This is a genomic window from Georgenia sp. Z1491 (genome assembly GCF_057652395.1).
In genome coordinates this window covers 2,979,648-3,004,134 of sequence record NZ_CM172729.1, presented here as the reverse complement: position 1 = coordinate 3,004,134, position 24,487 = coordinate 2,979,648, and the positions used below count along the sequence as shown (strand labels likewise).

At 72.2% G+C, this 24,487-nt stretch carries 16 protein-coding genes and 3 tRNA genes; 14 read left to right on the top strand and 5 right to left on the bottom strand.

The features are described 5' to 3' along the window. Genes AC24HA_RS13890 through AC24HA_RS13880 form a run of 3 tightly spaced genes read right to left on the bottom strand, consistent with a single transcriptional unit; the run spans position 1 to position 3,025 of the window. On the bottom strand, positions 1-1,326 hold the full coding sequence (locus AC24HA_RS13890; RefSeq protein WP_425709813.1) for an aspartate aminotransferase family protein: 1,326 nt from the start codon (positions 1,324-1,326) through the stop codon (positions 1-3). Continuing rightward, complete coding sequence (locus AC24HA_RS13885; RefSeq protein WP_425709812.1) at positions 1,323-2,222, bottom strand: amidohydrolase family protein; 900 nt, start codon at positions 2,220-2,222, stop codon at positions 1,323-1,325. The genes AC24HA_RS13890 and AC24HA_RS13885 overlap by 4 nt, the downstream gene beginning before the upstream one ends. After that, positions 2,219-3,025: an IclR family transcriptional regulator gene (locus AC24HA_RS13880; protein WP_425709811.1), complete on the bottom strand. Its 807-nt coding sequence runs from the start codon at positions 3,023-3,025 to the stop codon at positions 2,219-2,221. The genes AC24HA_RS13885 and AC24HA_RS13880 overlap by 4 nt, the downstream gene beginning before the upstream one ends. A 236-nt stretch (positions 3,026-3,261) precedes the next feature. Here AC24HA_RS13880 and AC24HA_RS13875 point away from each other — a divergent pair, with 236 nt between their 5' ends. Continuing rightward, positions 3,262-6,378 carry a sialidase family protein gene (locus AC24HA_RS13875; protein ID WP_425709810.1) on the top strand — a complete coding sequence of 1,039 codons (3,117 nt, stop codon included), beginning with the start codon at positions 3,262-3,264 and terminating at the stop codon, positions 6,376-6,378. 118 nt (positions 6,379-6,496) lie between these two features. Further along, entirely contained in the window at positions 6,497-10,750 is a 4,254-nt protein-coding gene (locus AC24HA_RS13870; protein ID WP_487563522.1) for a sialidase family protein, read from the top strand. Between the two features lie 394 nt (positions 10,751-11,144). Here the strand turns inward: AC24HA_RS13870 and AC24HA_RS13865 are convergent, their stop codons facing one another. After that, positions 11,145-12,032, bottom strand: a complete 888-nt coding sequence (locus AC24HA_RS13865) for a 3-methyladenine DNA glycosylase (RefSeq protein WP_425708609.1) — start codon at positions 12,030-12,032, stop codon at positions 11,145-11,147. Positions 12,033-12,175: 143 nt separating this feature from the next. Between AC24HA_RS13865 and AC24HA_RS13860 the strand changes: the two genes are divergently transcribed. The 5 genes from AC24HA_RS13860 to AC24HA_RS13840 all read left to right on the top strand — a co-directional run bounded on the left by AC24HA_RS13860 (position 12,176) and on the right by AC24HA_RS13840 (position 15,288). After that, positions 12,176-12,934 carry a fumarylacetoacetate hydrolase family protein gene (locus AC24HA_RS13860; RefSeq protein WP_425708434.1) on the top strand — a complete coding sequence of 253 codons (759 nt, stop codon included), beginning with the start codon at positions 12,176-12,178 and terminating at the stop codon, positions 12,932-12,934. Positions 12,935-13,101: 167 nt separating this feature from the next. Then, a complete protein-coding gene (gene gltX / locus AC24HA_RS13855; RefSeq protein ID WP_425708433.1) occupies positions 13,102-14,622 on the top strand; it encodes a glutamate--tRNA ligase in 1,521 nt (506 codons plus the stop codon). Positions 14,623-14,906: 284 nt separating this feature from the next. Further along, positions 14,907-14,981: transfer RNA gene (locus tag AC24HA_RS13850), tRNA-Gln, on the top strand. Between the two features lie 42 nt (positions 14,982-15,023). Next, a tRNA-Glu gene (locus AC24HA_RS13845) sits at positions 15,024-15,096 on the top strand. Between the two features lie 119 nt (positions 15,097-15,215). Then, a tRNA-Glu gene (locus tag AC24HA_RS13840) sits at positions 15,216-15,288 on the top strand. Between the two features lie 148 nt (positions 15,289-15,436). Here AC24HA_RS13840 and AC24HA_RS13835 read toward each other — a convergent pair. Then, on the bottom strand, positions 15,437-16,168 hold the full coding sequence (locus AC24HA_RS13835) for an IclR family transcriptional regulator (RefSeq protein WP_425708432.1): 732 nt from the start codon (positions 16,166-16,168) through the stop codon (positions 15,437-15,439). Between the two features lie 81 nt (positions 16,169-16,249). Here AC24HA_RS13835 and leuC point away from each other — a divergent pair, with 81 nt between their 5' ends. From leuC to AC24HA_RS13800, 7 genes are all read left to right on the top strand, one after another. Continuing rightward, positions 16,250-17,689 carry a 3-isopropylmalate dehydratase large subunit gene (leuC, locus tag AC24HA_RS13830; protein ID WP_425708431.1) on the top strand — a complete coding sequence of 480 codons (1,440 nt, stop codon included), beginning with the start codon at positions 16,250-16,252 and terminating at the stop codon, positions 17,687-17,689. A gap of 13 nt (positions 17,690-17,702) precedes the next feature. Then, a complete protein-coding gene (gene leuD / locus AC24HA_RS13825; protein ID WP_425708430.1) occupies positions 17,703-18,359 on the top strand; it encodes a 3-isopropylmalate dehydratase small subunit in 657 nt (218 codons plus the stop codon). Positions 18,360-18,657: 298 nt separating this feature from the next. Beyond that, complete coding sequence (gene murA / locus AC24HA_RS13820) at positions 18,658-19,995, top strand: UDP-N-acetylglucosamine 1-carboxyvinyltransferase (RefSeq protein WP_425708429.1); 1,338 nt, start codon at positions 18,658-18,660, stop codon at positions 19,993-19,995. Between the two features lie 331 nt (positions 19,996-20,326). After that, positions 20,327-21,316 carry an ABC transporter ATP-binding protein gene (locus tag AC24HA_RS13815; RefSeq protein WP_425708428.1) on the top strand — a complete coding sequence of 330 codons (990 nt, stop codon included), beginning with the start codon at positions 20,327-20,329 and terminating at the stop codon, positions 21,314-21,316. 47 nt (positions 21,317-21,363) lie between these two features. Further along, on the top strand, positions 21,364-22,263 hold the full coding sequence (locus AC24HA_RS13810; RefSeq protein WP_425708427.1) for an ABC transporter permease: 900 nt from the start codon (positions 21,364-21,366) through the stop codon (positions 22,261-22,263). 145 nt (positions 22,264-22,408) lie between these two features. Next, positions 22,409-23,869: a sensor histidine kinase gene (locus tag AC24HA_RS13805; RefSeq protein ID WP_425708426.1), complete on the top strand. Its 1,461-nt coding sequence runs from the start codon at positions 22,409-22,411 to the stop codon at positions 23,867-23,869. Then, positions 23,866-24,471: a response regulator transcription factor gene (locus AC24HA_RS13800; protein ID WP_425708425.1), complete on the top strand. Its 606-nt coding sequence runs from the start codon at positions 23,866-23,868 to the stop codon at positions 24,469-24,471. The genes AC24HA_RS13805 and AC24HA_RS13800 overlap by 4 nt, the downstream gene beginning before the upstream one ends. Positions 24,472-24,487 lie beyond the last annotated feature (16 nt).

The following is a 24,487-nucleotide window of genomic DNA, read 5'->3' as shown; positions in this document are numbered from 1 at the left end:
TCAGACCGCGGCCTTCGGGTGCGCGAACAGCCCCTCGTGCGCCATGGCGACGAGGACCTCCTCGGCCTGCGCGAGGGTGCGGTCGACGTCCGCCTCGGTGTGCGCGAGCGAGATGTGGTTCCGCTTGAGCGCCATCGGGTACATGAACGAGCCCTTGTCGATCATGCGCCGCTGGAACGTGGCGTAGGCCTGGTCGTCGTTGCGCAGCAGGTCGCGGTACCCGCGGACCTCGCCGTCGAGGAAGTACGGGATGAACACGGAGCCGAGCCCGGTGATGTGCGCGGCGATGCCGTGCTCGTCGGCGATTCCCTGGAGGCCCGTGCGCATGCGGTCACCGAGGCGGCCGACGTGGCCGTAGAAATCGACCTCGGGGTCCTTGAGCACCTCGATGGTGGCGATCGCGGCGGCCATCGACGCGGCGTTGCCGTTGAACGTGCCCGCCAGCATGACCGTGCCGCCCGCGGGCGTGAAGTGCGACATGACGTCGCGGCTGCCGGCCAGCCCCGCGACCGGGAACCCGTTGCCCATCGCCTTGCCGAACGTGGTGAGGTCCGGCGTGACGCCGCACAGCTCCTGGTAGCCGCCGAGCGCGTGGCGGAAGCCGGAGATCACCTCGTCGAAGATGAGGACGCTCCCGTGCGTCCGGGTGAGAGTGCGCAGGCCCTCGAGGAAGGACTGCTCGGGCAGGAGCGCGCCGACGTTGTGCGGGACGGGCTCGAGGATCACGGCCGCGATCTGCCCGGGGTGCTGGGCGAACAGCTCCTCGACCGAGGCGAGGTCGTTGAACTCGGCGACGAGCGTGTGGTCGATGGCGTCGTCGAGGATCCCGGACGAGTTCGGGTCGCGCTTCCACGCGAGCTCGGGCGCGGAGATGACGTTGCGGGCGAGCGCGTCGTAGGACCCGTGGAAGTTGCCCTGGAACTTGAGGATGTACGGGCGCCCCGTCGCGCCGCGCGCGAGGCGGACCGCCTGGAACGTCGCCTCCGAGCCGCTCATGGTGGAGATGGTCATCTCGGCGCTCGGGATGGCGTCGACGACCAGCCGTGCCAGCTCCACCTCGAGCTCGGTCGTGCCGACGCCCACGAGGTCGATGTCGGCGATGGCGCGCGTGACGGCGGCGTTGACCCGCTCGTCGCTGTGCCCGAGGAGGATCGCGCCGAACGCGGCGTGGTAGTCGGTGTAGACGCCGCCGTCCATGTCGGTGATCGTGGCGCCGTGCGCGGATCGCCAGGCCCAGGGGGCGCCGATGCTGCGGGTGGCGGAGTTGACCCCGCCCGGGATGAGGCGCTCTGCCGCCTCGGCGAGGCCGCGGGAGACGGATGTCACGTGGTGCTCCTTGGTGTCGACGACCGGGCGTCGACCTGGTCGGTGCTGGTTCGGGGGTCGGCGAGCCCGAGCATCTGCAGGGCGTCGCAGTGGATGATCCGTTCGACCGTGTCGTCATTGACGAACGGCAGGTTCCCGGCGCGGAACGTGGCGATCGAGCGCAGGTTCGCGAGGGCTTCGACGGGCGTCCAGAGCGGGTAGTCGGAGCCGAACACGAGCTTGTCGACCGTGCCCCACTCCTGGGCCCCGACGAGCGCGAAGAAGGCGTCCATCGGGCGCGAGGGGACCCCCGAGACGTCGGCGAACACCCGCCGGTTCTTGCGCAGCACCACGTTCGTGTCGCGCTGCCACGGGTGACCCATGTGCGCCATCACCTGGGTGAGGTCCGGGTGCCGGCGGGCGACCTCGTCGATCACCATCGGCTGGCTCACCGCGAGACGGCCGACCGGGCTCGGCGTGGCGCCCATGTGCCACAGCGCCACCATGCCGTGGGACCTCAGCGTCGTGTAGAACTCGTCGAACTCCGGGGCGAGCGGGTCGAACAGCGAGAGCACCGGGTAGAGCTTCACGCCCTGGAACCCGAGCCCGATCGCCTCGTCGAGCTGGTCGCGCCAGTCGGTGTCGAGCGGGTCGATCGAGCAGAACGGGATCGCCGGTGTCCGCATCCGCGAGACGAAGTCGGCGACGAAGGCGTTCGGCGTGCGCACGCCGGCCTGTGACGCCGAGAGCCCGAAGACGACCGCGACGTCGACCCCCGCGTCCTGCATCACCTGGTCGTACGACTCGGGCGTGACCACCGGGTACGGCTCGCCGCCGTAGGCGCCCTGCCAGTGGTCCTCGTGCTCGCGGCCCCAGTGCTCCGGCTGGTGGCAGTGGCTGTGGACGTCGACGATCATGCGACGGTCATCCTGGTGCGCAGCGGATCGAGCGCCGCATCGAACCCCGGCCGGGCGACGAGCTCGGTCGCCGCCGCCCTCAGGACGGGCAGGAGCTGCTCGCGGGCGGGATCCTCGAGCTCGGCGCTCGGGGCGGAGACGGACAGGGCGAGCGTGGGAGTGCCGTGCGTCGGCAGCAGGACGGCCATGCAGGTGACGCCGCGGTTGCGTTCCTCGTCGTCGACGCTGTAGCCGGCCTGCCGGATCCGCTCGAGCTCGGCGACCATGCCGGCCCGCGTCGTGATGGTGCTCGCGGTCCAGCTCGAGTAGGGCTCCGACTCCGGCAGGTGCGCGTCGATGTCGTCCTCGGGGAGCACGGACATGAGCAGCTTGCCGAGCCCGGTGCAGTAGGCGTAATCGAGTGTGCCTCCCGTCGCGAACCGGAGCGCACGTTGCGGCTCGGCCACGTGCAGGTGGAGGACCGAGGGCCCTTCGAGCACGCCGAGGTTCGCCGTGAAGCCCACCTGGTCGGCGAGCCGGGTGAGGACGGGAGCCGCGACGTCGGACATGCTCGGCGGCCGGTAGCCCTCGGCGATCTCGTGGACGGCGTGCCCGATCGAGTAGGCGGGGTGCTCGCCGGACCTGCGCACGAACCCCTCCTCCTCCATGACGAGCAGGAGGCGCACGGCGGTCGACTTCGGCAGCTTGAGCTCCGAGGCGATCGCGGCGAGCGTCAGCGGGGTGCTCGCCTTGCCGAGGAGTCGCAGAATCGCAAGGGCTCGGTAGAGCCCCTGCGAGTGATACGACTTGGCACGCTGTTCCATGTCGGGGAACGTAACAGTCGACCGCTGACATGGAAAGTCATTCCATGTCACGAAGCGATCACGCGACATGGCACACTGCCAGGCCCGCGGCGCGGCGCTGCGCCGGCTCGGCGGGGGGTTCGGATGGTCGATTGGCCGGTGAACGTCACGATCAGATCACGCAACATGGGGCTCTCGACATGGAACGGCGGTCCATGCTGATAGTTGCGCCTCAAAGGTCGGCAAAGGAGCCACTCGTGATCACCCATCCCCTGGACAGTGACAACCATTCGAGCCGGCACCGGCCCGGGCGCCGGCGCCGGACGCCGGGCATCGCCACCGCCGCGCTCCTCGGCCTGGCCCTGACGGTGCTGCCGGGCGGTGTGGTGCCGGGCTCGCCCGCCGCGGCAGCGCCGGCCGACGGCGCCGTGCGCACGTTCGATGACGAGCCGTTGGGGGAGCCGCCCGCGGACTGCCGGATCATCGGCGACGTCACCGTCGCCGAGGCCGAGTTCGGCGGAGCGGCCGAGGGCAACCGCGCCATGCGCGTCGTCGACCAGAGCAGCGCCGTCTACACCCGCGCATGGTGCGACTATCCGCAGACGGCCGAGCGGTCGGTGTCCTACCGCTTCTCGCCCGCCGAGTTCAACGCGGGCCCGTACGTGGCGATCCAGGGCGCCGAGGGCACCAGTGCCAACGGTGTCTGGCGGTTCACCTTCAACCGGGACGGGGACGACATCCGGATCGCGGCCTACGACGGATCGAGCTTTGCCGACGTCGCCCGGGTCGCGGGTGGTGCGGCGCTGGGCGAGTGGGTGGACGTGACGATCAACGCCACCACCGAGCGCGCGGAGATCATCGTCGACGGTGTCCGGTTCGAGACCGAGCGCCGCAACGCGGCCTCGCCCACGATGGGCGAGATCTACTTCGGCTCTGCCGGATTCAGCGCCGTCGGCGTGGACTACTACATCGACGACCTCGCCGTGTCCGGCGAGCTGCCCGACGACGCCTTCGCCGGCCTCGCCGTCGAGCCCCTCCTCGACGACTTCATCGACGCCGGCGAGATCGTGGCCGAGCCCGTCGCGCGCGTCCAGCTCCCCGAGGGGGCCGACGTCGCGGACTACACGGCGGCGGTGGAGTGGCAGGGCCAGACCGTCCCGGCCGAGCTCAGCGGCCCGGACACCGACGGCTGGGCGACCGTGTCGGTGACGCACACCTTCGAGGACGGGGACCGCGGGATCCTGCGCACCGTCGTCACCGGCCCGGACGGGACCGAGTCGGTGGCCGCGCAGTCCGTCGGCGCGAGCTCCAGGATTCAGCCGGACGTCATCATCGCGGAGGGCGACGGCGACGAGCGGCCCTTCTTCCCGGAGGTCGCACGCCTCGACGACGGACGCCTGGTCACCGTCTACTACTGGTCGAACGGGCACTCGCCGGGCGACGGCGGTGATCCCGGTCAGATCCGGTGGACCGAGAGCACCGACGGGGGGCTGACCTGGTCGGATCCTCGGGTCATCATCGACTCGGCCCACGACGACCGCGACCCGCAGATCACGCAGCTGCGCGACGGGACCATCGTGCTCACCTGGTTCCAGACGGACTGGACCGACTACCCGGCCGAGGGCGCCACGATCGACACCTACGTGGCGCGCTCCGAGGACGGGGGCCAGACGTGGTCCGATCCGGCCCTCGTGGAGTCGTCGATGAGCTGCGGCTGCGGGCCCCGCAGCGGCCACTACCTCCTCGGCTGGGCCGCCGAGTCCGGCAACGTCGTCGAGCTGGACAACGGCGACCTCCTCGTCCCCCTGTACGGGACGCGCCCCGACGCCGCGCTGGGCCGCGCCAGCGTCGTGCGCAGCACGGACGGCGGGCGGACCTGGCCCGTGGAGAACGAGGTGATGATCCCCGCGGAGCCGGGCGTCGGCCTCTCCGAGACGGAGGTGGCGGTCCTGTCCGACGGGCACCTCACCGCAGTCATCCGGCCCGGCCTCGTCAGCGAGTCGTTCGACCACGGTCGCACGTGGTCCGTCGCGAGCCCGGTCCCGTGGAGCATGCAGGCTCCCGACATCCTCACGCTGCCCGGCGGCCGGATGCTGCTCACGTACGGCGGCAACGACTACGGGTCCAGCGAACCCGTCGTCGGCCGGCTCGCGCACCCGGGGCAGGCCTGGACCGACACGACTCCCGTGCTCCTGTACATGTCGCGGCAGAACGTCGACCAGGGCGATCCGAGCTCCGCCGTCGTCTCCGGCGACGAGTACCTCACGGTGAGCTACGACACGAACATCAACGCCGTCGTCGGCACCTTCAGCTCCCTGGGTGACTATCCCGCGGACCCGAACGAGCCCGAGCCGGTGGCGGGGTCGATCACGGCGTCCGTCGAGGACGTTGACGGTGCTGCTGTCGCGGGTGGTGCGATCACGGTCGCGGGCGCCGAGGACGAGTTCACGGTGGCCGATGGCGCCGAGGCCGACCTGGCCGAGGACGACGGCACCATCACCGTGGCCGTCGAGGGTGCTGGGGACTACGACGTCACGCTCTCCGGTGTGCCGGAGGGCTACGAGCACGAGGCGGTGGCCCTGACTGCGTCCCTCACCGAGGAGACGCCGGACGTCACGCTCGACCCCTTCGTCGTCACGCTCATCGACGACGAGGAGCCGGGCGAGCCTGGTGAGCCGGAGCCGGTTCCGCCGTCGCCGGGTCGTGGGTTCTACCTCAACGACGGGTGGGGGATCTGGGCTGATCATGAGTTCAGCTTCGGTCGCCCGGGTGATGAGGTGCTGGTCGGTGACTGGGACGGCGACGGCAGCGACACGCTCGCCGTGCGCCGCGGGAACGCCTACTACCTGTCCAACACCCTCTCCGGCGGGACGGCGGACGTGGAGCTGACCTTCGGCCGCTCCGGCGACACCGTGCTCGTGGGCGACTGGGACGGCGACGGCAGCGACTCCTTCGCCATCCGACGTGGGAACAGCTACTTCCTCACCAACCGGCTCACCGGTGGGAACGCGGAGACCGAGCTGGACTACGGCCGGGCGGATGATCAGGTGCTCGTGGGTGACTACGACGCCGACGGTGCGGACACCTTCGCCGTGCGGCGCGGGAACACGTACTACGTGTCCAACTCGCTGACCTCTGGTTGGGCGGACGCGCAGTTCGACTATGGCCGGTCTGGTGACACGGTGCTCGTGGGTGACTGGGACGGTGACGGGGCGGACACGTTCGCCTCGCGTCGCGGGAACCAGTACCTCGTGTCCAACAGCCTGACTGGTGGTTGGGCGGACATCGAGCAGTTCTACGGCCGGGCCTCCGACGAGGTGTTCGTCGGCGACTGGAACGGCGACGGCTCCGACACCCTCGGAGTGCGCCGCTGACGCGCGTCCCCCGATCACCGATGCCCCCACCGCCTCCGGGCGGGCCCACACCCCCCACGCATGACCGAACGCGCCGCCACGCCGTGCCGGCCGCATCACCGAGGAGGAAGTGGAAGAGATGAAACTCCGCCAACCGCGTCCACGACGCGCCGCGCTCGCAGCGGCCGCCGTGGCCGCCTGCGCCCTGACGCTGGTGTCGGGTGCTGCCGTGCCTGGTGCGCCCGCCGCGGCGGCGCCGGCCGACGGCGCCGTGCGCACCTTCGACGACGAACCGCTCGGCGAGCCACCCGCGGACTGCCGGACCATCGGGGACGTCACCGTCGCCGAGGCCGCCTTCGGCGGCGCCGCCGAGACCAACCGGGCGATGCGCGTGGTCGACCAGGACAACGCCGTCTACACCCGCGCCTGGTGCAACTACCCCCAGACCGAGGAGCGGTCGGTCTCCTACCGGTTCTCGCCCGCCGAGTTCAACGCCGGCCCGTACGTGGCCATCCAGGGTGCCGAGGGCACCAGCGCGAACGGCGTCTGGCGGTTCACGTTCAACCGCGACGGCGACGACATCCGCGTCGCCGCCTACGACGGGTCGAGCTTCGCCGACGTCGCCACGATCCCGGGAGGTGCCACCCTCAACGAGTGGGTCGACGTCACCATCAACGCGACCACCGAGCGCGCCGAGCTCGTCCTCAACGGTGTCCGGTTCGAGACCGAGCGACGCAACGCCGAGTCGCCCACGATGGGCGAGATCTTCTTCGGGTCCGCCGGACAGAGTGCCGTCGGTGTCGACTACTACATCGACGACCTTGCCGTCTCCGGCGAGCTGCCCGAGGACGCCTTCGCCGGCCTCACCATCGAGCCCCTCTTCGACGACGAAGGTCTCGCCGTCGGCACGGAGGTCACCGACGAGCCTGTCGCGCGGTTCTACCTCCCCGAGGGAGCGGAGCTCGCGGACTACACGGCGGTCGCCGAGTGGCAGGGCGAGACCATCCCGGCCGTGCTCAGCGGGCCCGACGAGGACGGCTGGGTGACGGTGTCGATCTCGCACACCTTCGCCCAGGCCGGCGTCAACACGCTGCGCACGGTCGTCACCGACACCGCCGGCAACGAGTCCGACAGCACCCAGGAGGTCACGGTCGCCGGCGAGTTCAGCACACTGACGTTCGAGAACGACGACGTCGGCTCCGTGCCGGCCGAGTGCTCCACGCTCGACGGCTACGACCCGGCGCTCGTCAGCGACGAGGCCGCGTCCGAGGGCGAGCGCTCGCTCCGTGTGCAGGACACGAGCTCCGAGGCGGCGGTGGGCATCTCGTGCCCGGTCGCCCCCCAACAGGGCGCCTACCTCTCCTTCGACGTCAACCCCACGGCACTCGAGGGATTCACGTTCGACATCGTCGGCGACTCGCTGCTCCCGACCGGCCACCCGGCCAACTCGCTCTTCCGCCTACGAGTGATCGACGACGGCAGCATCGAGTGGTACGAGCAGTGGACCCGGACCTGGCGCGAGCTGGCTCCGGCCGGCAGCGTCCCGCTCGGCGAGTGGTCGCAGATCGAGGTCGCGGTGCCGAGTGACAACGCCGCCGCGCGGGTGAGCGTCGGAGGCGAGTACGTCGGCTCCGCGGGGTCGACCATCGGCAACAACTCGGGTGCGACCAACGAGGTCACGGCCATCACCGGGCTCGCCTTCACCACGGGCTCGACCGGCGTCGGGGCTGCGGTCGACGATCTCTTCATCGACGACGTCACGTTCGGCACGGCCGAGGAGACCCCGGCCGAGGCGGTCGGCACCGCGCCGTTCACCATCGGCGACACCGTGACGATCGACGACGACGGCGAGGATCTCGGCTTCCCCCTCGGCGGGATCCTCGTCCCGACCGACGACGGCGGACGTCGCATCATCTTCCCGTACTCGGCCAGCCCGGACCGCATCGACGCCTCCGGCTTCCTCTTCGGGATGTCGGACGACGACGGCGCGAGCTGGACCCCCGCCGTGGACCTCAACCCCATGCCGGACGCCTCGGGCATCACCGTGTCGAGGCTCCGCAACGGCGACATCATCGCGGTCGACTTCAACACGTTCATGGTGGAGGGCAGCGACAACCGCCAGGCCACCGTGGAGACCGCGATCTCCTCCGACGGCGGCACGAGCTGGGAGCACCGCGACGGTGTGCTCGACACGCCCGAGCCGATGCGGCCGATCGGCGCCACCTCACCGCGGCCGGGGACAACGCTGGGCGGCTTCGTGCTGCTCCACACCCTGCTCGAGGACCCCGACGGGACGCTGTACATCTCGGCCTACGGGTACTACGAGGGCGACGAGAACTACCGCCAGCTCCTGCTCGTCTCCGAGGACGGCGGCATCAACTGGAGCGTCCGCGGCACGGTCGCCGTGGAGGACCCGGAGCTCGCCGACGTCACGGCCTACGACGGACCGAGCGAGGGCGCGGTCGAGCGGCTCGCCGACGGTTCGCTGTACATGGTCATGCGCACCGGCTGGCACCTGCCGATGCTCCACTCGCGCTCGACGGACGACGGCGCGACCTGGAGCGAGCCGGAGCCGATCGACGTCGGCCCGGCCGGGCAGGACCTGGAGAGCGTCCAGCCCACGATGGAGATGCTCCCCTCGGGCGAGCTGCTCCTCATGGTGGGGCGGCCCGGGCTCGTGCTCACGATGTCGGAGAGCGGGCGCGGGGACGACTGGAGCGTCCCGGTCGGCGTCGACTACAACAACTCCGAGAACGGCGCCTTCACGGTGCTCGACTCGATGAACGTCGTCGTCGCCGGTGACCGCGGGCGTGTGGCGCCGTGGGAGGTGTGGTCGAGGAACGTCTCGATCGCTCCGCCGTGCGAGCAGACGATCACCGGCGCCCACGACGGATCGGTCACCGCCGGCGCGGGCGGGCTCTGCCTCGACGACGCGAACGTCTCGGGCGACATCACCGTCTCCGACGGGGGCCGGCTCATCGTGCAGGACTCCGAGGTCACCGGTTCGATCACCAGCGACGGCGCCTCCGTCGTCGCGATCTGCGGGTCCGGCGTCACCGGACCGGTGAGCATCGCTGGTACGACCGGCCAGGTCTCGGTGGGCGACACGACCGCCGGGTGTGAGCAGTCGACGATCGGGGGCACGCTCAGCGTCACCGGCACGGCGGGCCCTGTCGTCATCGACCGCTCGGAGGTCGCCGACGACGTGACGATCGCGGACAACAGCGGCCGGATGGCGACCATCCTCGCCGGTCTCACCGTCGACGGCTCGCTGGCATGCACGGGCAACGCGGTCGTTCCGACGGACTCGGGCGTGCCGATCGCAGGGGACGGTCCTCGCTACGGCCAGTGCGGCGACGACGAGGAGCCGGGCCCGGTCGACGGCTCGATCACCGCGTCCGTCCAGGACGAGGACGGTGCTGCGGTGGCCGGTGGCGAGGTCACGGTGTCCGGTCCTGAGGGGCAGGAGCTCGTGGTGGCCGATGGCACCGAGGCGGACCTGGCCGAGGACGGCGGCGTCGTCACGGTGGCTGTCGAGGGCGCCGGGGACTACGAGGTCACGCTGACCGGTGTGCCGGAGGGCTACGAGCACGAGGCGGTGGCCCTGACCGCGACCGTCTCAGAGGAGACGCCGGACGTCACGCTCGAGCCGTTCGTCGTCACGCTGATCGACGACGAGGAGCCGGGTGAGCCTGGTGAGCCGGTGCCGCCGACGCCGGGTCGTGGGTTCTACCTCAACGATGGTTGGGGGATCTGGGCGGACCACGAGTTCTCCTTCGGTCGCCCGGGCGACGAGGTCCTGGTCGGTGACTGGGACGGCGACGGCAGCGACACGCTCGCAGTCCGGCGTGGGAATGCCTACTTCCTGTCGAACAACCTGTACGGGGGCAACGCGGATGTGGAGCTGACGTTTGGTCGTGCATCCGACACGGTGCTGGTCGGTGACTGGGACGGTGACGGCGCGGATTCGTTCGCGGTGCGTCGTGGGAACAGCTACTTCCTCACCAACTCCCTGTCTGGTGGGAATGCGGAGGCCGAGCTGGATTACGGCCGGGCGGATGACCAGGTGCTGGTGGGTGACTACGACGCCGATGGTGCGGACTCGTTCGCGGTGCGCCGGGGGAACACCTACTACGTGTCCAACAGCCTGTCCTCGGGTTGGGCGGATGCTCAGTTCGACTACGGGCGGGCCGGTGATCAGGTGCTCGTGGGGGACTGGGACGGTGATGGGGCGGATACGTTCGCCTCGCGTCGCGGGAACCTGTACCTGGTGTCGAACAGCCTGACCGGTGGGTGGGCCGACATCGAGGTCCGCTACGGCCGGGCCGGCGATGAGGTGTTCGTCGGTGACTGGAACGGCGACGGCTCCGACACACTCGGAGTCCGCCGCTGACCAGGAGCTGGTGCCGATAGTTCGCGAGTGAGCGGACTTCCGCTCCACGGATGAGCGCCGCCCGGATCTCGGTCCGGGCGGCGCTCATCTGACGGGCGGGCCCCGCACCCTGATGGGGGTGCGGGGCCCGCCCTTCGCCGTCGTCGTGCCCGTCGCCGGCTCGGACTGGTCGGTGAGTCAATGGGGTAACCATCGAGTCAGTGCCCCCGGGGGACTGCCTCGATGGTTACCCGATTGACTGGGCAACGGCGACGGCGACGGCGACGGCGACGGCAACGGCAACGGCAACGGCAACGGCAACGGCGACGGCGGGACGGCGCGACACCGCGACCCGCTCCGCAACGGGCAGAACCCCGCTCACTCGCCACACGGACCGGAGCGAGCAGAAGTCCGCTCACTCGTCCGGGCCGACAGAGCCGAGCAGCGTCGTCGTGACGTCGAGGAGCCGGGCGCGCAGGGGAGCGGCCCGCTCGGCCATGTCCCGTTGGCGGCGGGCGTACTCGGCCCGCCCGGACGGTTCCTCGATGCGCACCGCCGCCAGGCCGTAGGAGGCGACGTCGTACGGGGCCGCGGCCATGTCGAGACGGCGCACGTCCAGCGCGAGGTCCGCGCAGTCCAGCAAGAGCTCCCCGGGCACCGCCGGCCCGAGCGTGAGGCCCCATCTGAGCAGGTCCATCGTCACGTGCAGGCAGCCGGGCTGGTCGAGCTCCAGCTGCCGCTCGCGGGTCGGGCTGATCGTGTTGAGCGGTTCGGCGTCGGGGGTGAAGAACCGGTACGCGTCGAAGTGGCTGCAGCGGATCGTCGCCGACTCGACGGCGGCGTCCGTGCCGGCCTGCCCGAGCCGGAGCGGCAGCGGGTGGCGGTGCTTCTCCTGCCGGTAGACCATCGCCCACTCGTGCCAGCCGAAGCAGCCGAGCGTGGGCGGGCGTCCGGCCGTGCGCTCGAGCAGGGCGTGGACCCAGCGCACGCCGTCGCCGCGGTCGGCGAGGAAGGACCCGGCGTCCAGCACCACGCCACCCCGCTGCGTCGCCCGGTGCCAGCGCCAGGCCGCCCGCTCGCTGAGGTCGGGAGCGTGCTGCGCGGCGTCGTCGGGGAGGAGCTCGACGCCCACGCCCGGGTGCCACCGGCGCGCCTTTCCCGGCTTGAACGGGTAGTACTCGTAGAGGAAGTCCTCCACCGCGTGCTTCTCGTGGCGGGAGCGCCGCGCGCGGTGCCCGGCGGTGAAGGCGTCCGCGCGGGCGGCGTGGTCGGCCGCGCGCGCCCGCCAGGTCGTCGCCGTCAGCTGCACGGCACCCAGGGTAGGCACGCGAACCCGGGCCCGCGACGACGGCGAACCGCACGCTCGACGACGGCGAACCGCACGCTCGGCGACGTCGAACCGCACGCTCGACGACCGAGCCGCGGCGGGGCTCATAGGATCGCCTCATGCGCATCGCCCGCTTCGTCACCGACGGCAACCCCCGATACGGGATCCTCGACGAGGACTCCGCCGAGCTCGTGGTCCTCAGGTCCGACCCGTTGTTCGCCGGGTTCGACACCACCGGGGAGCGGGTGGCGCTCGACGACGTCCGACTCCTCTCGCCGGTCATCCCGCGCTCGAAGGTCGCCGGGCTCGCCCGCAGCTACCGGGTCGACGGCGGACCGGACCCCGATCCGGTGGTGTTCCTCAAGCCGAACACCTCGGTCATCGGCCCGGACGACCCGGTCGTGCTCCCGCGCTGGAGCCAGGAGGTCTGGTACGAGGCCGAGCTCGCCGTGGTCATCGGGCGGATGGGCAAGGACGTCCCCGTCGAGCGCGTGGACGAGATCGTGTTCGGCTACACGGCGGCGAACGACTACACCGCCAAGGACCAGCTCGCCCCCGGGGACCCGTGGGCGCGCGCCAAGGGCTGGGACACGTCCACGCCGATCGGCCCGTACCTCGCCGTCGACCTCGACCCGGACGACCTCGCGGTCCGCGCCTCCGTCGACGGCGTGCGCACGCAGGACGGTCGGACCTCCCAGCTGGTCACCGGCGTGCGCGAGATCGTCGCCCAGGTCTCCGAGATCTTCACCCTGCTGCCCGGCGACCTCGTGCTCACCGGCACGCCCGCGGGCAACGGGACGGTCGAGGCCGGGCAACGGGTCGAGGTCGAGGTCGAGGGCATCGGGTCGTTCGTCAACCCGATCCTGCGCCGGGACTGAACAGGACGGAGCGGACTGAACAGGACTGAGCGGGACTGAGGAGGTGGGCTGCCGGCGGGGCCCGCCGGCCGACGCCGTCGCGTCGGCCGGGACCGGTCGCCTCCCGGACGGGGCCGGTCGCCTCCCGGACGGGGCCGGCCGGGCGCCCGACTACCCTGGGACGCACCATGACTGAGTCCTCCTCCGGCGCCGCCCGGTCCGACGTCCGCGTCCGCTTCTGCCCCTCGCCGACCGGCACGCCCCACGTCGGGCTCGTGCGCACGGCCCTGTTCAACTGGGCGTGGGCCCGGCACACGGGCGGGACGTTCGTGTTCCGCATCGAGGACACCGACGCCGCGCGCGACAGCCAGGAGAGCTACGAGCAGCTGCTCGACACGATGCGGTGGCTCGGCATGGACTGGGACGAGGGCGTCGAGGTGGGCGGTCCGCACGGCCCCTACCGGCAGTCGGAGCGGTCGGAGATCTACGCCGACGTCGTCGCGCGCCTCACCGAGGCCGGGTACCTCTACGAGTCCTTCTCCACGCCGGAGGAGGTCGAGGCACGGCACCGCGCCGCGGGCCGCGACCCCAAGCTCGGCTACGACAACTTCGACCGCGACCTCACCGACGAGCAGCGGACCGCGCTGCGGGCGGAGGGGCGCGAGCCCACCCTGCGCATGCGCATGCCGGACACCGACGGCACCTTCACCGACCTCGTGCGCGGCGAGATCACCTTCACCGCCGGGTCCGTCCCGGACTTCGTGGTCGTCCGCGCCAACGGGCAGCCCCTGTACACGCTGGTCAACCCCGTCGACGACGCGCTCATGGGCATCACGCACGTGCTGCGCGGCGAGGACCTGCTCTCCTCGACGCCCCGCCAGCTCGCCCTGCACGCCGCGCTCGTCGAGCTCGGCATCTCCGAGCGGGTGCCGGAGTTCGGGCACCTGCCGTACGTCATGGGCGAGGGCAACAAGAAGCTGTCCAAGCGCGACCCGGAGTCGAACCTCTTCCTCCACCGCGAGCGCGGGATGATCCCCGAGGGCCTGCTCAACTACCTGGCCCTGCTCGGATGGTCCATCGCCCCGGACAACGACCTGTTCACGCGCGAGGAGATGGTCGAGGCCTTCGACATCCGCGACGTCCTGGCGAACCCCGCGCGCTTCGACAACGACAAGGCCACCGCGATCAACGCCGAGCACGTGCGACGGCTCGACGTCTCGGACCTGGCGCGTCGCCTCGTGCCGTTCCTGCACGCCGGCGGGTTCGTCGGGGCCGAGTCCTACGACGGCCTGGGGGAGCGCGAGCGCGAGGTCCTCGACGCCGCGGCACCCCTGCTCCAGACCCGCATGCAGGTCCTCGGCGAGGTCACCGACCTGGCCGGCTTCCTGTTCGTCGCACTCGAGGACCTCACCTACGACGAGAAGGCGGTCGGCAAGCTCGCCGACACCGCCCCCGACGTGCTCGCCGCCGGTCGCGCGGCCCTCGCCGCGCTCCCGACCGACGGTTTCACGACGCCGGAGATCGAGGCCGCTCTGCGGGCCGCGGTCGTCGAGGGGCTGGGGATCAAGCCCCGGCACGCGTTCGGGCCGCTGCGCGTGGCCGTGACCGGCAGGGCGATCTCCCCGCCCCTGTTCGAGTCGATGGAGATCCTCGGCCGGGACGAGACCCTCGCCCGGATCGACCAGCTCGCGGCGCGGCTGGGGGAGTAGCGGGGTCGGGCGCCCGGCGGCGGGCGCGGGCTCGGGCGCGCGAATCGTCCCGGCCACGCGCGGGGGCCGGTGGCTCCTCGGCGGCGACGGCGGAGAACCACAGGTGGCCCTGCCGCTCCGCGGGGGACCGGCGTCACGGCGGGCCCGTGAGGTCCCTCACCGCGGGCCCGATCCGGTTGGCCCGCCCGGTTCGAGAGGGTAAAGTTCAACGCCGGTACGAGGTCGTGGATGCGCGCTCGGGGAAGCCCCCGCAGCACGCGTCGGAGGACGACCGACTACCCCCTTGGGGTATGGTGTAATTGGCAACACGACTGGTTCTGGTCCAGTTATTCTAGGTTCGAGTCCTGGTACCCCAGCCATCCGGCGCCTCGGCGTCGGGGACACCGCTCACGCGGTGGTAGGCCCCCATCGTTTAGCGGCCTAGGACACCGCCCTCTCACGGCGGCGGCGCGGGTTCGAATCCCGCTGGGGGTACGCGGTGACTGACCTCACCGCCCCGTGGTTCGCTCAGCGAGTGACGACGGGGGTGCCGGTCCGGTAAAGTCTCCCGGGCGCCGCGGCGCACAGCACGACCTGACAACAGCACAACGCAGGCCCCCATCGTTTAGCGGCCTAGGACACCGCCCTCTCACGGCGGCGGCGCGGGTTCGAATCCCGCTGGGGGTACAGATCGACGGCCCCGGACCATCTGGTCCGGGGCCGTCGTCGTGCCCGGTCCCGGGCAGTCCTGCGGCCGCGCCTGCTGGGCAGGCCTGCGGCCGCGTCCGCACCGGGAGTCGCGGGCCCCCTGGGCCCGACGCCGGCCCGACCCGACCTAGTCCTCGGAGTCCTCGTCCGTGCTGCGCACGACCTCGCTCAGCCGGTTCCCCGCGGCGATGAGCGCGGGCGCGAAGTGCCGGCCGGGCTGGCGTCCCATCCGCTCGATCGGGCCGGAGACGGACACCGCGGCGACGACGCGGCCCGACGGCCCGCGCACGGGCGCCGAGACGGAGGCGACCCCCGGCTCGCGCTCGCCGACGGACTGGGCCCAGCCCCGGCGTCGGACCTGGGAGAGCATGGTCGCGGTGAAGGTGGCGCCGTGCAGCCCGCGGTGGAGCCGGTCCGGCTCCTCCCAGGCCAGCAGCGTCTGCGCGGCCGAGCCGGCGAGCATCGACAGCGTCGCGCCGACCGGGATCGAGTCCCGCAGGCCCACCGGGCGGTCGGCGGCGGCCACGCAGATGCGCTGCTCGCCCTGGCGGCGGAACAGCTGCGCGGACTCGCTGGTGTGGTCGCGCAGGGCGAGCAGCACCGGCCCGGCGGCGGCGAGGAGGCGGTCCTCGCCGGCGGCGGACGCGAGCTCCCCGAGGCGCGGGCCGAGGACGAACCGGCCCTGCATGTCCCGCGAGACGAGCCGGTGGTGCTCGAGCGCCACGGCGAGGCGATGGGCCGTCGGCCGGGCGAGGTGCGTGGCCGAGACGAGCTGGGCGAGGGTGGCCGGCCCCGACTCGAGTGCCGCAAGAACAGCCGCGGCCTTGTCAAGGACGCCGACTCCGCTAGAGTTGTCCATGGATCAAGACTACTATCTCAGACCCTGAGATGCACGCGCTTCCCCGTGAGACGCGGGACGGACCGGACGAAGGAGCAATCGATGAGCGGGACGCTCGCCGAGAAGGTATGGCAGGAGCACGTGGTGGCGCGTGGTGACGACGGCGCCCCCGACCTTCTCTACATCGACCTGCACCTCGTGCACGAGGTGACCAGCCCGCAGGCGTTCGAGGGCCTGCGGCTCGCCGGTCGCCAGGTGCGCAGGCCGGACCTGACGATCGCCACCGAGGACCACAACACGCCCACGGTGAACATCGACCTGCCGATCGCCGACCGCACCTCGCGCAAGCAGATCGACACGCTGCGGGCGAACGCCGAGGAGTTCGGGGTCCGCATCCACTCGCTGGGGGATGCCGAGCAGGGGATCGTGCACGTCGTCGGCCCCCAGCTGGGCCTGACGATGCCCGGCATGACCGTGGTCTGCGGCGACTCGCACACCTCGACGCACGGTGCCTTCGGCGCCCTCGCGTTCGGCATCGGCACCTCCGAGGTCGAGCACGTCCTCGCCACCCAGACCCTGCCGCTGGCGCCGTTCAAGACGATGGCGATCAACGTCGAGGGCGAGCTGCGCCCCGGCACGACGTCGAAGGACATCATCCTGGCCGTCATCGCCAAGATCGGCACCGGTGGCGGGCAGGGGTACGTCCTGGAATACCGCGGCGAGGCCATCCGCTCCCTGTCGATGGAGGCGCGGATGACGATCTGCAACATGTCCATCGAGGCCGGCGCCCGCGCGGGCATGATCGCGCCCGACGAGACCACCTTCGAGTACGTCAAGGGCCGCCCGCACGCGCCCCAGGGCGCGGACTGGGACGCGGCGGTCGAGCACTGGCGCACCCTGCGCACCGACGACGACGCTGTGTTCGACGCCGAGGTCACGCTCGACGCGGACGACCTGGAGCCGTTCGTCACGTGGGGCACCAACCCGGGCCAGGGCCTGCCGATCTCCGGCGCCGTCCCGGACCCCACGGACATCGCCGACGAGAACTCCCGCAAGGCCGCCGAGCGCGCCCTGGAGTACATGGCGCTGACCCCCGGCACGCCGCTGCGGGACATCGCCGTCGACACGGTGTTCATCGGCTCGTGCACCAACGGGCGGATCGAGGACCTGCGGTCCGTCGTCGAGGTGATCAAGGGCCGGAAGAAGGCCGAGGACGTCCGCGTGCTCGTGGTCCCGGGCTCGGCCCGGGTGCGGCTGCAGGCCGAGGCGGAGGGCCTGGACGAGGTCTTCGCCGAGTTCGGCGCCGAGTGGCGCAACGCGGGCTGCTCGATGTGCCTGGGCATGAACCCCGACCAGCTGGCGCCGGGGGAGCGGGCGGCGTCGACGTCGAACCGCAACTTCGAGGGACGCCAGGGCAAGGGCGGCCGCACGCACCTGGTCTCGCCGCTCGTGGCCGCCGCCACGGCGATCCGCGGCACCCTGTCCACGCCGGCCGACCTGGAGCCGGTCGGCGCCCCCGAGCCCGTCGCGGCCGGGGTCTGAGGAGGAGCACGCCATGGAGAAGTTCACCACCCACACCGGCGTCGGCGTCCCGCTGCGGCGCAGCAACGTCGACACCGACCAGATCATCCCGGCCGTCTACCTCAAGCGCGTGACCCGCACGGGCTTCGAGGACGCCCTGTTCGCCGCCTGGCGCGGCGACCCGGACTTCGTCCTCAACCAGCCGGCCTACGCGGGCGCCTCGGTGCTCCTGGCCGGCCCGGACTTCGGCACCGGCTCCTCGCGCGAGCACGCCGTGTGGGCACTGAAGGACTACGGGTTCCGGGTCGTCCTGTCGACGAAGTTCGCCGACATCTTCCGCGGCAACTCCGGCAAGCAGGGGCTCGTCGCCGGTCAGCTGTCCGAGGAGGACGCCGAGCTGCTGTTCAAGGTCCTCGAGGGCGACCCCGGCACCGCCGTGACCGTGGACCTCGAGGCGCGGATCGTCACCGCCGGCGATGTCACGGTGCCGTTCCAGATCGACGACTACACGCGCTGGCGCCTGATGGAGGGCCTGGACGACATCGGCCTCACCCTCCAGAAGGAGGACAGCATCACCGCCTACGAGCAGACCCGCGCCGACTGGCGCCCGAAGACGCTCCCGGCGCGCACCCTCGGCCCGGGCGAGGTCACGCTGGCCCGCCCGGTGGGCGAGGAGGCCGCGCTCGGCTGAGTGCGGGGGCCGTGCAGAACGGCAGGTCGCGTGCGGCGCGGCGACGCACGGGGCGCGCCGACAGCACGGCGCGCCGACAGCACGGCGCGCCGACCGAGCGCGATCCCCGGTCGTCGATGAACCCGGCGTGAGAGGTCTCTCCCGCTGACGCACCGGTGAGCACGCTCACCGCGCCCGGCGGCGCCCGGACGTATCCTGAACGCCGTCACGCACCGCCTGGTGCGCGGCCACGGCCCCGGGGAACCGACGGGGTGACCTGAGTCCGGGGTCCGCCGGGCGGCAAACGAGCGGAGGCTCGATGAGCGACGTGCTCACGAAGAACGACGTCCTGACGATCGAGGGCGGACGCCCGCTGACCGGGGAGATCACCGTCCGGGGCGCGAAGAACTTCGTCTCCAAGGCGATGGTGGCGGCCCTGCTGGGCGAGTCGCCGTCGGAGCTGCACAACGTCCCCGACATCCGGGACGTCGAGGTCGTCTCCGGCCTGTTGAGCATCCACGGGGTGGGCATCCAGCACGACCACGAGGCCGGCGTCCTGCACATGGACCCGAGCAACGTGGAGTCCGCCCACGTCGCCGACATCGACGCGCACGCCGGCTCCTCACGCATCCCGATCCTCTTCTGCGGCCCGCTCCTGCACCGCCTCGGGGAGGCGTTCATCCCCGACCTGGGCGGCTGCCGCATCGGCGACCGCCCGATCAACTACCACCTCGACATCCTGCGGGAGTTCGGGGCCGTGGTGGACAAGCAGCCCTCCGGCATCGCGCTCACCGCGCCGCGCGGGCTCCGCGGCTCGGTCATCGACCTGCCCTACCCGTCGGTCGGGGCCACGGAGCAGACGCTGCTCACGGCGGTGCGCGCCGAGGGGCGCACCGAGCTGCGCGGCGCCGCGACCGAGCCCGAGATCATGGACCTCATCGCCGTCCTGCAGAAGATGGGCGCGATCATCTCGGTCGACACCGACCGCACGATCCGCATCGAGGGCGTCGACCGGCTCGAGGGCTTTAGGCACCACGGCATCTCCGACCGCATCGAGGCCGCCTCCTGGGCATCCGCCGCGCTCGCGACCGGTGGCGACATCGTCGTCAAGGGCGCGACCCAGCCCGAGATGATGACGTTCCTCAACACCTTCCGGAAGGTCGGCGGGGCGTTCGACGTGCGCCAGGACGGCATCCGCTTCTGGCACCCCGGCGGAGCCCTCAACCCCATCGTCCTCGAGACGGCCGTGCACCCCGGCTTCATGACGGACTGGCAGCAGCCCCTCGTCGTCGCACTCACCCAGGCCGAGGGCCTGTCGATCGTCCACGAGACCGTCTACGAGAACCGCTTCGGCTTCACCGAGGCGCTGCGCGGGATGGGCGCCGAGATCCAGGTCTACCGCGACTGCCTCGGCGGCTCGCAGTGCCGGTTCGGCCAGCGCAACTTCTACCACTCCGCCGTGGTCTCGGGCCGCACGCCCCTGAAGGCGGCGGAGATCATCGTGCCGGACCTGCGCGGCGGCTTCTCCCACCTCATCGCGGCGCTCGCGGCCGAGGGATCCTCCCGGGTCCGCGGCATCGACCTCATCAACCGCGGCTACGAGCACTTCCTCGACAAGCTCACCGCGCTCGGTGCCGCCGCCCGCATGACCGACTGACGACGCGGCCGGGGAGCCCGCGCGCCCGGTACCCACCTCCGGCGAGGTCGTGCCTCACGTGGCGAGGTCGTGCTTCCGACGCACCACCTCGACGCTCCAGGCACGACCTCGGTGGTGGCCAGATCCTGCCCGACGCCGGTGCGCACCTTCGCGCACCGGCGTCGGTCGCGTCCGACGGCGAACCGCACGCCCGGCCGCGAACCGCACGCCCGGCCGCGAACCGCACGTCCGACGGCGATGACAAACCTCATGCCCCGGCCGTGACGGCAGCAGGTGAACCGGTGCGCGTACGCACGTGAGGGGGCGCTGATCGGGCGGCATCGTTGATGCCATGACACCGACGACCTCCTCCACCGCACCCGACCGTCACTCCGCCGCGCCCGCGACCGACGCCGTCATCGAGGCGGTCGGCCTGCGCCGTTCCTACGGCAGCCGTTCCGAGCGCTTCGAGGCGGTGCGCGGCATCGACCTCACCGTCCACCGCGGCGAGCTCTTCGCCCTGCTCGGCACCAACGGCGCCGGCAAGACCTCCACGCTCGAGGTCCTCGAGGGCCTCGGTCGGGCCAGCGCCGGCACCGTCCGCGTGCTCGACGGCGACCCCGTCGCGGACCGCGCGCGCATCCGTCCCCGCACGGGTGTCCTCCTCCAGGAGGGCGGGTTCGTCTCCGAGCTCACGGTGGCCGACACCGCGCGCTCCTGGCACGGCACGCTGCCGAGCTCCATCGGGCCGGAGGCCGCCCTGTCGATGGTCGAGCTCGACCACCGCGCCGACGTGCGCGTCCCGTCCCTGTCCGGCGGCGAGCGCCGCCGGCTCGACCTCGCGCTCGCCCTCATGGGTGACCCGGAGCTGCTGTTCCTCGACGAGCCCACCGCCGGCCTCGACCCGCAGTCTCGCGCGGTCCTGTGGGACATCGTGCGCGCCCGGCTGGCGAGCGGGACGACCGTGGTCCTCACCACCCACTACCTCGAGGAGGCCGAGTCGCTCGCCGACCGGATCGCCATCATGCACGGCGGCGAGATCGTGCGCGAGGGCACGCTCGCGCAGATCGTCGCCGACGAGCCGGAGCGGATCTCCTTCACCACGGCGGGGACCGAGGACCTGCCGGTGGCGGGCCTGCCGCACCTGCTGGCCCGGCCGAGCACCGCGGCCGGACGCACCGTCCTCGAGACGCACGACCTCCAGGCCACGCTCACCGCGCTGCTGACCGCGGCGGCGCAGGCCGGGGTCCGGATCGACAACCTCGACGCCCGGCACGCGTCGCTCGAGCAGGTCTTCCTCGCGATCGCCGGCTCCGAGCTCGACCAGGCGGCCGCCGCGTGAGCGGGCGGCCCACCACCGACCGTCACCACATCGCTGAGGAGCACCCCATGACCACGCAGCAGACCACCACGACCGCCCCCGACGTGGCAGGCCGGCCCCCGGCGGCCGGCTCGACCCAGCGGCGCGAGCTGCCGCCCGCCACCCCGCGGCGCAGCGGGCCGCTCGGCCGGATCGCCTCCCTCGCGGCCGCCGAGCTCAAGGTCCTCGGCCGCAACTCCGTGGCCGCGTTCTACGCCGTCCTCATGGCGCCGGCGATGGTCCTGCTGATGACGACGCTCCCGATCTGGGAGGACATCGCCGGGACCGCGGGCCCCGCGATGTCTGTGCGCGTGCTGGGGATGCTCGTCGTGTTCGGCATCGTCATGGCGATCTACTACAACCTCACGACGGCGGCGGTCGCCCGGCGCGAGTCCCTCGCCCTCAAGCGGCAGGTCTCCGGCACGGCACGCCCCTGGGAGGTCCTGACCGCGCTCGCCGTCCCGAACGTCGCGGTCTTCCTCGCACAGGTCGTCGTCGTCCTCGGCGTGGTGATCTGGCGGATGGAGATGCCGGCGATGACGAACCCGCTGATCGCCGTGGTCGGGATCCTGCTCGGCGCCGTCGTCTTCGCCCTGCTGTCCTACGTCACGACGATCGTCACCCGCACCGCCGAGTCGGCGCAGCTGACGACGATGCCGATGATGCTGGTCGGTCTCGTGATCTCCGGTGCCCTCGTCCCGATGTCCGTGCTGCCCGACCGGGCCCAGACCGTCCTCGAGCTCCTCCCGGTGCTGCCGGTCACCGAGCTCGTGTCGATCGGGTTCGGCGGTACGACCCTCGCCGGCCAGGACCTGTCCCTCGCGCAGACCTTCGCCGAGGCCGGGCGGCCCGTCGCGGTCCTCGCCGTGTGGGCCGTGGTGCTCGCGGCGGTCGTCTCGCGGAGGATGCCGTTCGAGCCGCGCCGCTGACCCGGCGCCGCCGGCACCGCGCCGCTGACCCGGTGCGGCCGGCATCGCGCAGCAGCCGGCACCACGCCGGCCCCCGGGCCGGGCCCGCCGCCGACGGTGGCGGGCCCGGCCTGGAAGACTGACCGCCTCGGGAGGAAGGACGACGATGAGGGTGCTGGATCGCTGGCGGAGCTCGACCGACGCCGCCCGGTTCGAGGCGTACACGTGGTGGTCGATCGCGGTCCTGCTGTGGATCGTCCCGTTCTTCGCCCTGGGGGTCGCGGGCGCGTCCACCGCGGACCTCGCCGTCGCAGACTCCGACGCACGCCTCCCGCTCACCCGGACCTGGACCGTCGTCGTCGTCGTGGGGGCGGCCGCCCTGCAGACCTGGTCGGCCACCCGCACGGCGCGGGAGTCCTGGTCCGTCCGTCTCGGACGCGGCACGCCGAGGCCGTCCACGCTCGTCCTCCTGCTCGCCTCGACCGTCCTCCTGGTCGCCGTCTCCGCGCTCGTCGTGCCGAGCTCGGACTCGTGGGTCAGCAGCGCGGAGTTCCTCGCCCTGGTGGCGATCACCGCGGGGGTGGCCGCGTACGGCGCGCGCTGGACCTTCCGGAAGCTCGTGATCGCCGTGGTCCCGGCCGCGATCGTCAGCGCCCTCACCAACCTGCTCATGAGAGAGATGGGCGTGCGGGACCTGCTCGTCATGGCGGTAGCCGACGGCCTCGTGATCCTCGGGTTCGGCGCCTCGGTCTGGCTGTCGGCCTGGATGGTCGAGGTCGTCCGCAGGCTCGAGCAGGCCCGGCACGTCGAGGGGCGCCTCGCGGTCGCCGAGGAGCGCCTGCGGTTCTCCCGCGACCTGCACGACACGGTGGGCCGGTCCCTGTCCGCCATCGCCGTGAAGTCCGAGCTCGCCGCCGAGCTCGCCCGGCGGGGGAGGAGCGAGGCGCCCGAGGAGATGACGAGCGTGCGGGACCTCGCCCACGAGGCGCTCGCCGAGGTCCGGTCCGTCGCCGCCGGCTACCGCACGGTGAGCCTGACCGACGAGCTCGAGGGGGCCCGCTCGCTGCTGCGCTCCACCGGCGCGGTGACGACGATGACCGGCGACGCCGACGGCGTGGGTCCCCTCGCGCAGGACGTGCTCGCCTGGGTGGTCCGCGAGGGCGTGACCAACGTCGTCCGGCACTCCTCGGCCCGCGCGGTCGGGCTCACCCTTGTCCGTGAGGAGGACGACGCGGTCCTCACGCTCGTCAACGACGGCGCCACCCCGGCGCCGGGCGCGCAGGACGCCGGGCTCGAGAACGGCGAGGCCTCCGACGACGACGATGCCGCCGTCGTTCGCGGCAACGGCCTCGCGGGCCTGGCCGAGCGCCTCGGGCGGATCGGCGGCACCCTGCGCACCGAGCGCTCGGGGCGCCGGTTCGTCCTCGTCGCGCGCGTGCCGGCCGATGCCACCGGAGGTGGTTCCTCGACCGCCGGGAGCGCGCCGTCGCCCACCGAGGCGACCGTGCCTGCGGAGACGACGGGCGGCCCCGCCGAGGCGGCCGCGCCTGCAGCGTCCTCGTCCGTGGGGACGGCGTCGTCCCCCGCTACCCCGTCGTCCCCGAACGCCGCGGAGGTGGCGCGATGATCCGGCTCCTGCTCGCCGACGACGAGACCCTCATCCGGGACGCCCTGGCCTCGCTGCTGCGCCTCGAGGACGACCTCGAGGTGGTCGCCGTCGCCGCCTCGGGCACGGAGGCACTCGACGCCGCCCGCAAGCACGAGCCCGACGTCGCCGTCCTCGACCTGCAGATGCCCGGCCTCGACGGCATCGCGGCATCCGAACAGATCCAGGCGGCCGTGCCCGGCTGCCGGTCGATCATCGTCACCAGCCACGGACGGCCCGGCTACCTCAAGCGCGCGCTGTCCGCCGGCGTCGCCGGGTTCCTGCCGAAGACCGTGTCCTCGACCGTGCTCAGCCAGGTCGTGCGGCAGGTCCACGGCGGGGGCCGCTACGTCGACCCCCAGCTGGCCGCCGAGGCCATCGGCGCGGGCGACTCACCGCTCACGCCCCGGGAGGCCGACGTCCTCGAGCTCGCCGAACAGGGGGCGCCCGTCGAGGAGATCGCCGAACGGGCGCACCTCTCGGCCGGCACGGTGCGCAACTACCTCTCCTCGGCGACCAGCAAGCTCGGTGCGGCCAACCGGCACGAGGCGGCGCACCGCGCCCGCGAGCACGGCTGGATCTGATCCGCGCCGCGTAGCA

What these genes read in the sequence shown, in the direction of transcription:
- AC24HA_RS13885 (WP_425709812.1), bottom strand. Translation starts at nt 2,222, where the DNA reads ATGATCGTCGACGTCCACAGCCACTGCCACCAGCCGGAGCACTGGGGC.
- AC24HA_RS13880 (WP_425709811.1), bottom strand. Translation starts at nt 3,025, where the DNA reads ATGGAACAGCGTGCCAAGTCGTATCACTCGCAGGGGCTCTACCGAGCC.
- AC24HA_RS13870 (WP_487563522.1), top strand. Translation starts at nt 6,497, where the DNA reads ATGAAACTCCGCCAACCGCGTCCACGACGCGCCGCGCTCGCAGCGGCC.
- AC24HA_RS13860 (WP_425708434.1), top strand. Translation starts at nt 12,176, where the DNA reads ATGCGCATCGCCCGCTTCGTCACCGACGGCAACCCCCGATACGGGATC.
- gltX (WP_425708433.1), top strand. Translation starts at nt 13,102, where the DNA reads ATGACTGAGTCCTCCTCCGGCGCCGCCCGGTCCGACGTCCGCGTCCGC.
- AC24HA_RS13835 (WP_425708432.1), bottom strand. Translation starts at nt 16,168, where the DNA reads ATGGACAACTCTAGCGGAGTCGGCGTCCTTGACAAGGCCGCGGCTGTT.
- leuC (WP_425708431.1), top strand. Translation starts at nt 16,250, where the DNA reads ATGAGCGGGACGCTCGCCGAGAAGGTATGGCAGGAGCACGTGGTGGCG.
- leuD (WP_425708430.1), top strand. Translation starts at nt 17,703, where the DNA reads ATGGAGAAGTTCACCACCCACACCGGCGTCGGCGTCCCGCTGCGGCGC.
- murA (WP_425708429.1), top strand. Translation starts at nt 18,658, where the DNA reads ATGAGCGACGTGCTCACGAAGAACGACGTCCTGACGATCGAGGGCGGA.
- AC24HA_RS13815 (WP_425708428.1), top strand. Translation starts at nt 20,327, where the DNA reads ATGACACCGACGACCTCCTCCACCGCACCCGACCGTCACTCCGCCGCG.
- AC24HA_RS13810 (WP_425708427.1), top strand. Translation starts at nt 21,364, where the DNA reads ATGACCACGCAGCAGACCACCACGACCGCCCCCGACGTGGCAGGCCGG.
- AC24HA_RS13805 (WP_425708426.1), top strand. Translation starts at nt 22,409, where the DNA reads ATGAGGGTGCTGGATCGCTGGCGGAGCTCGACCGACGCCGCCCGGTTC.
- AC24HA_RS13800 (WP_425708425.1), top strand. Translation starts at nt 23,866, where the DNA reads ATGATCCGGCTCCTGCTCGCCGACGACGAGACCCTCATCCGGGACGCC.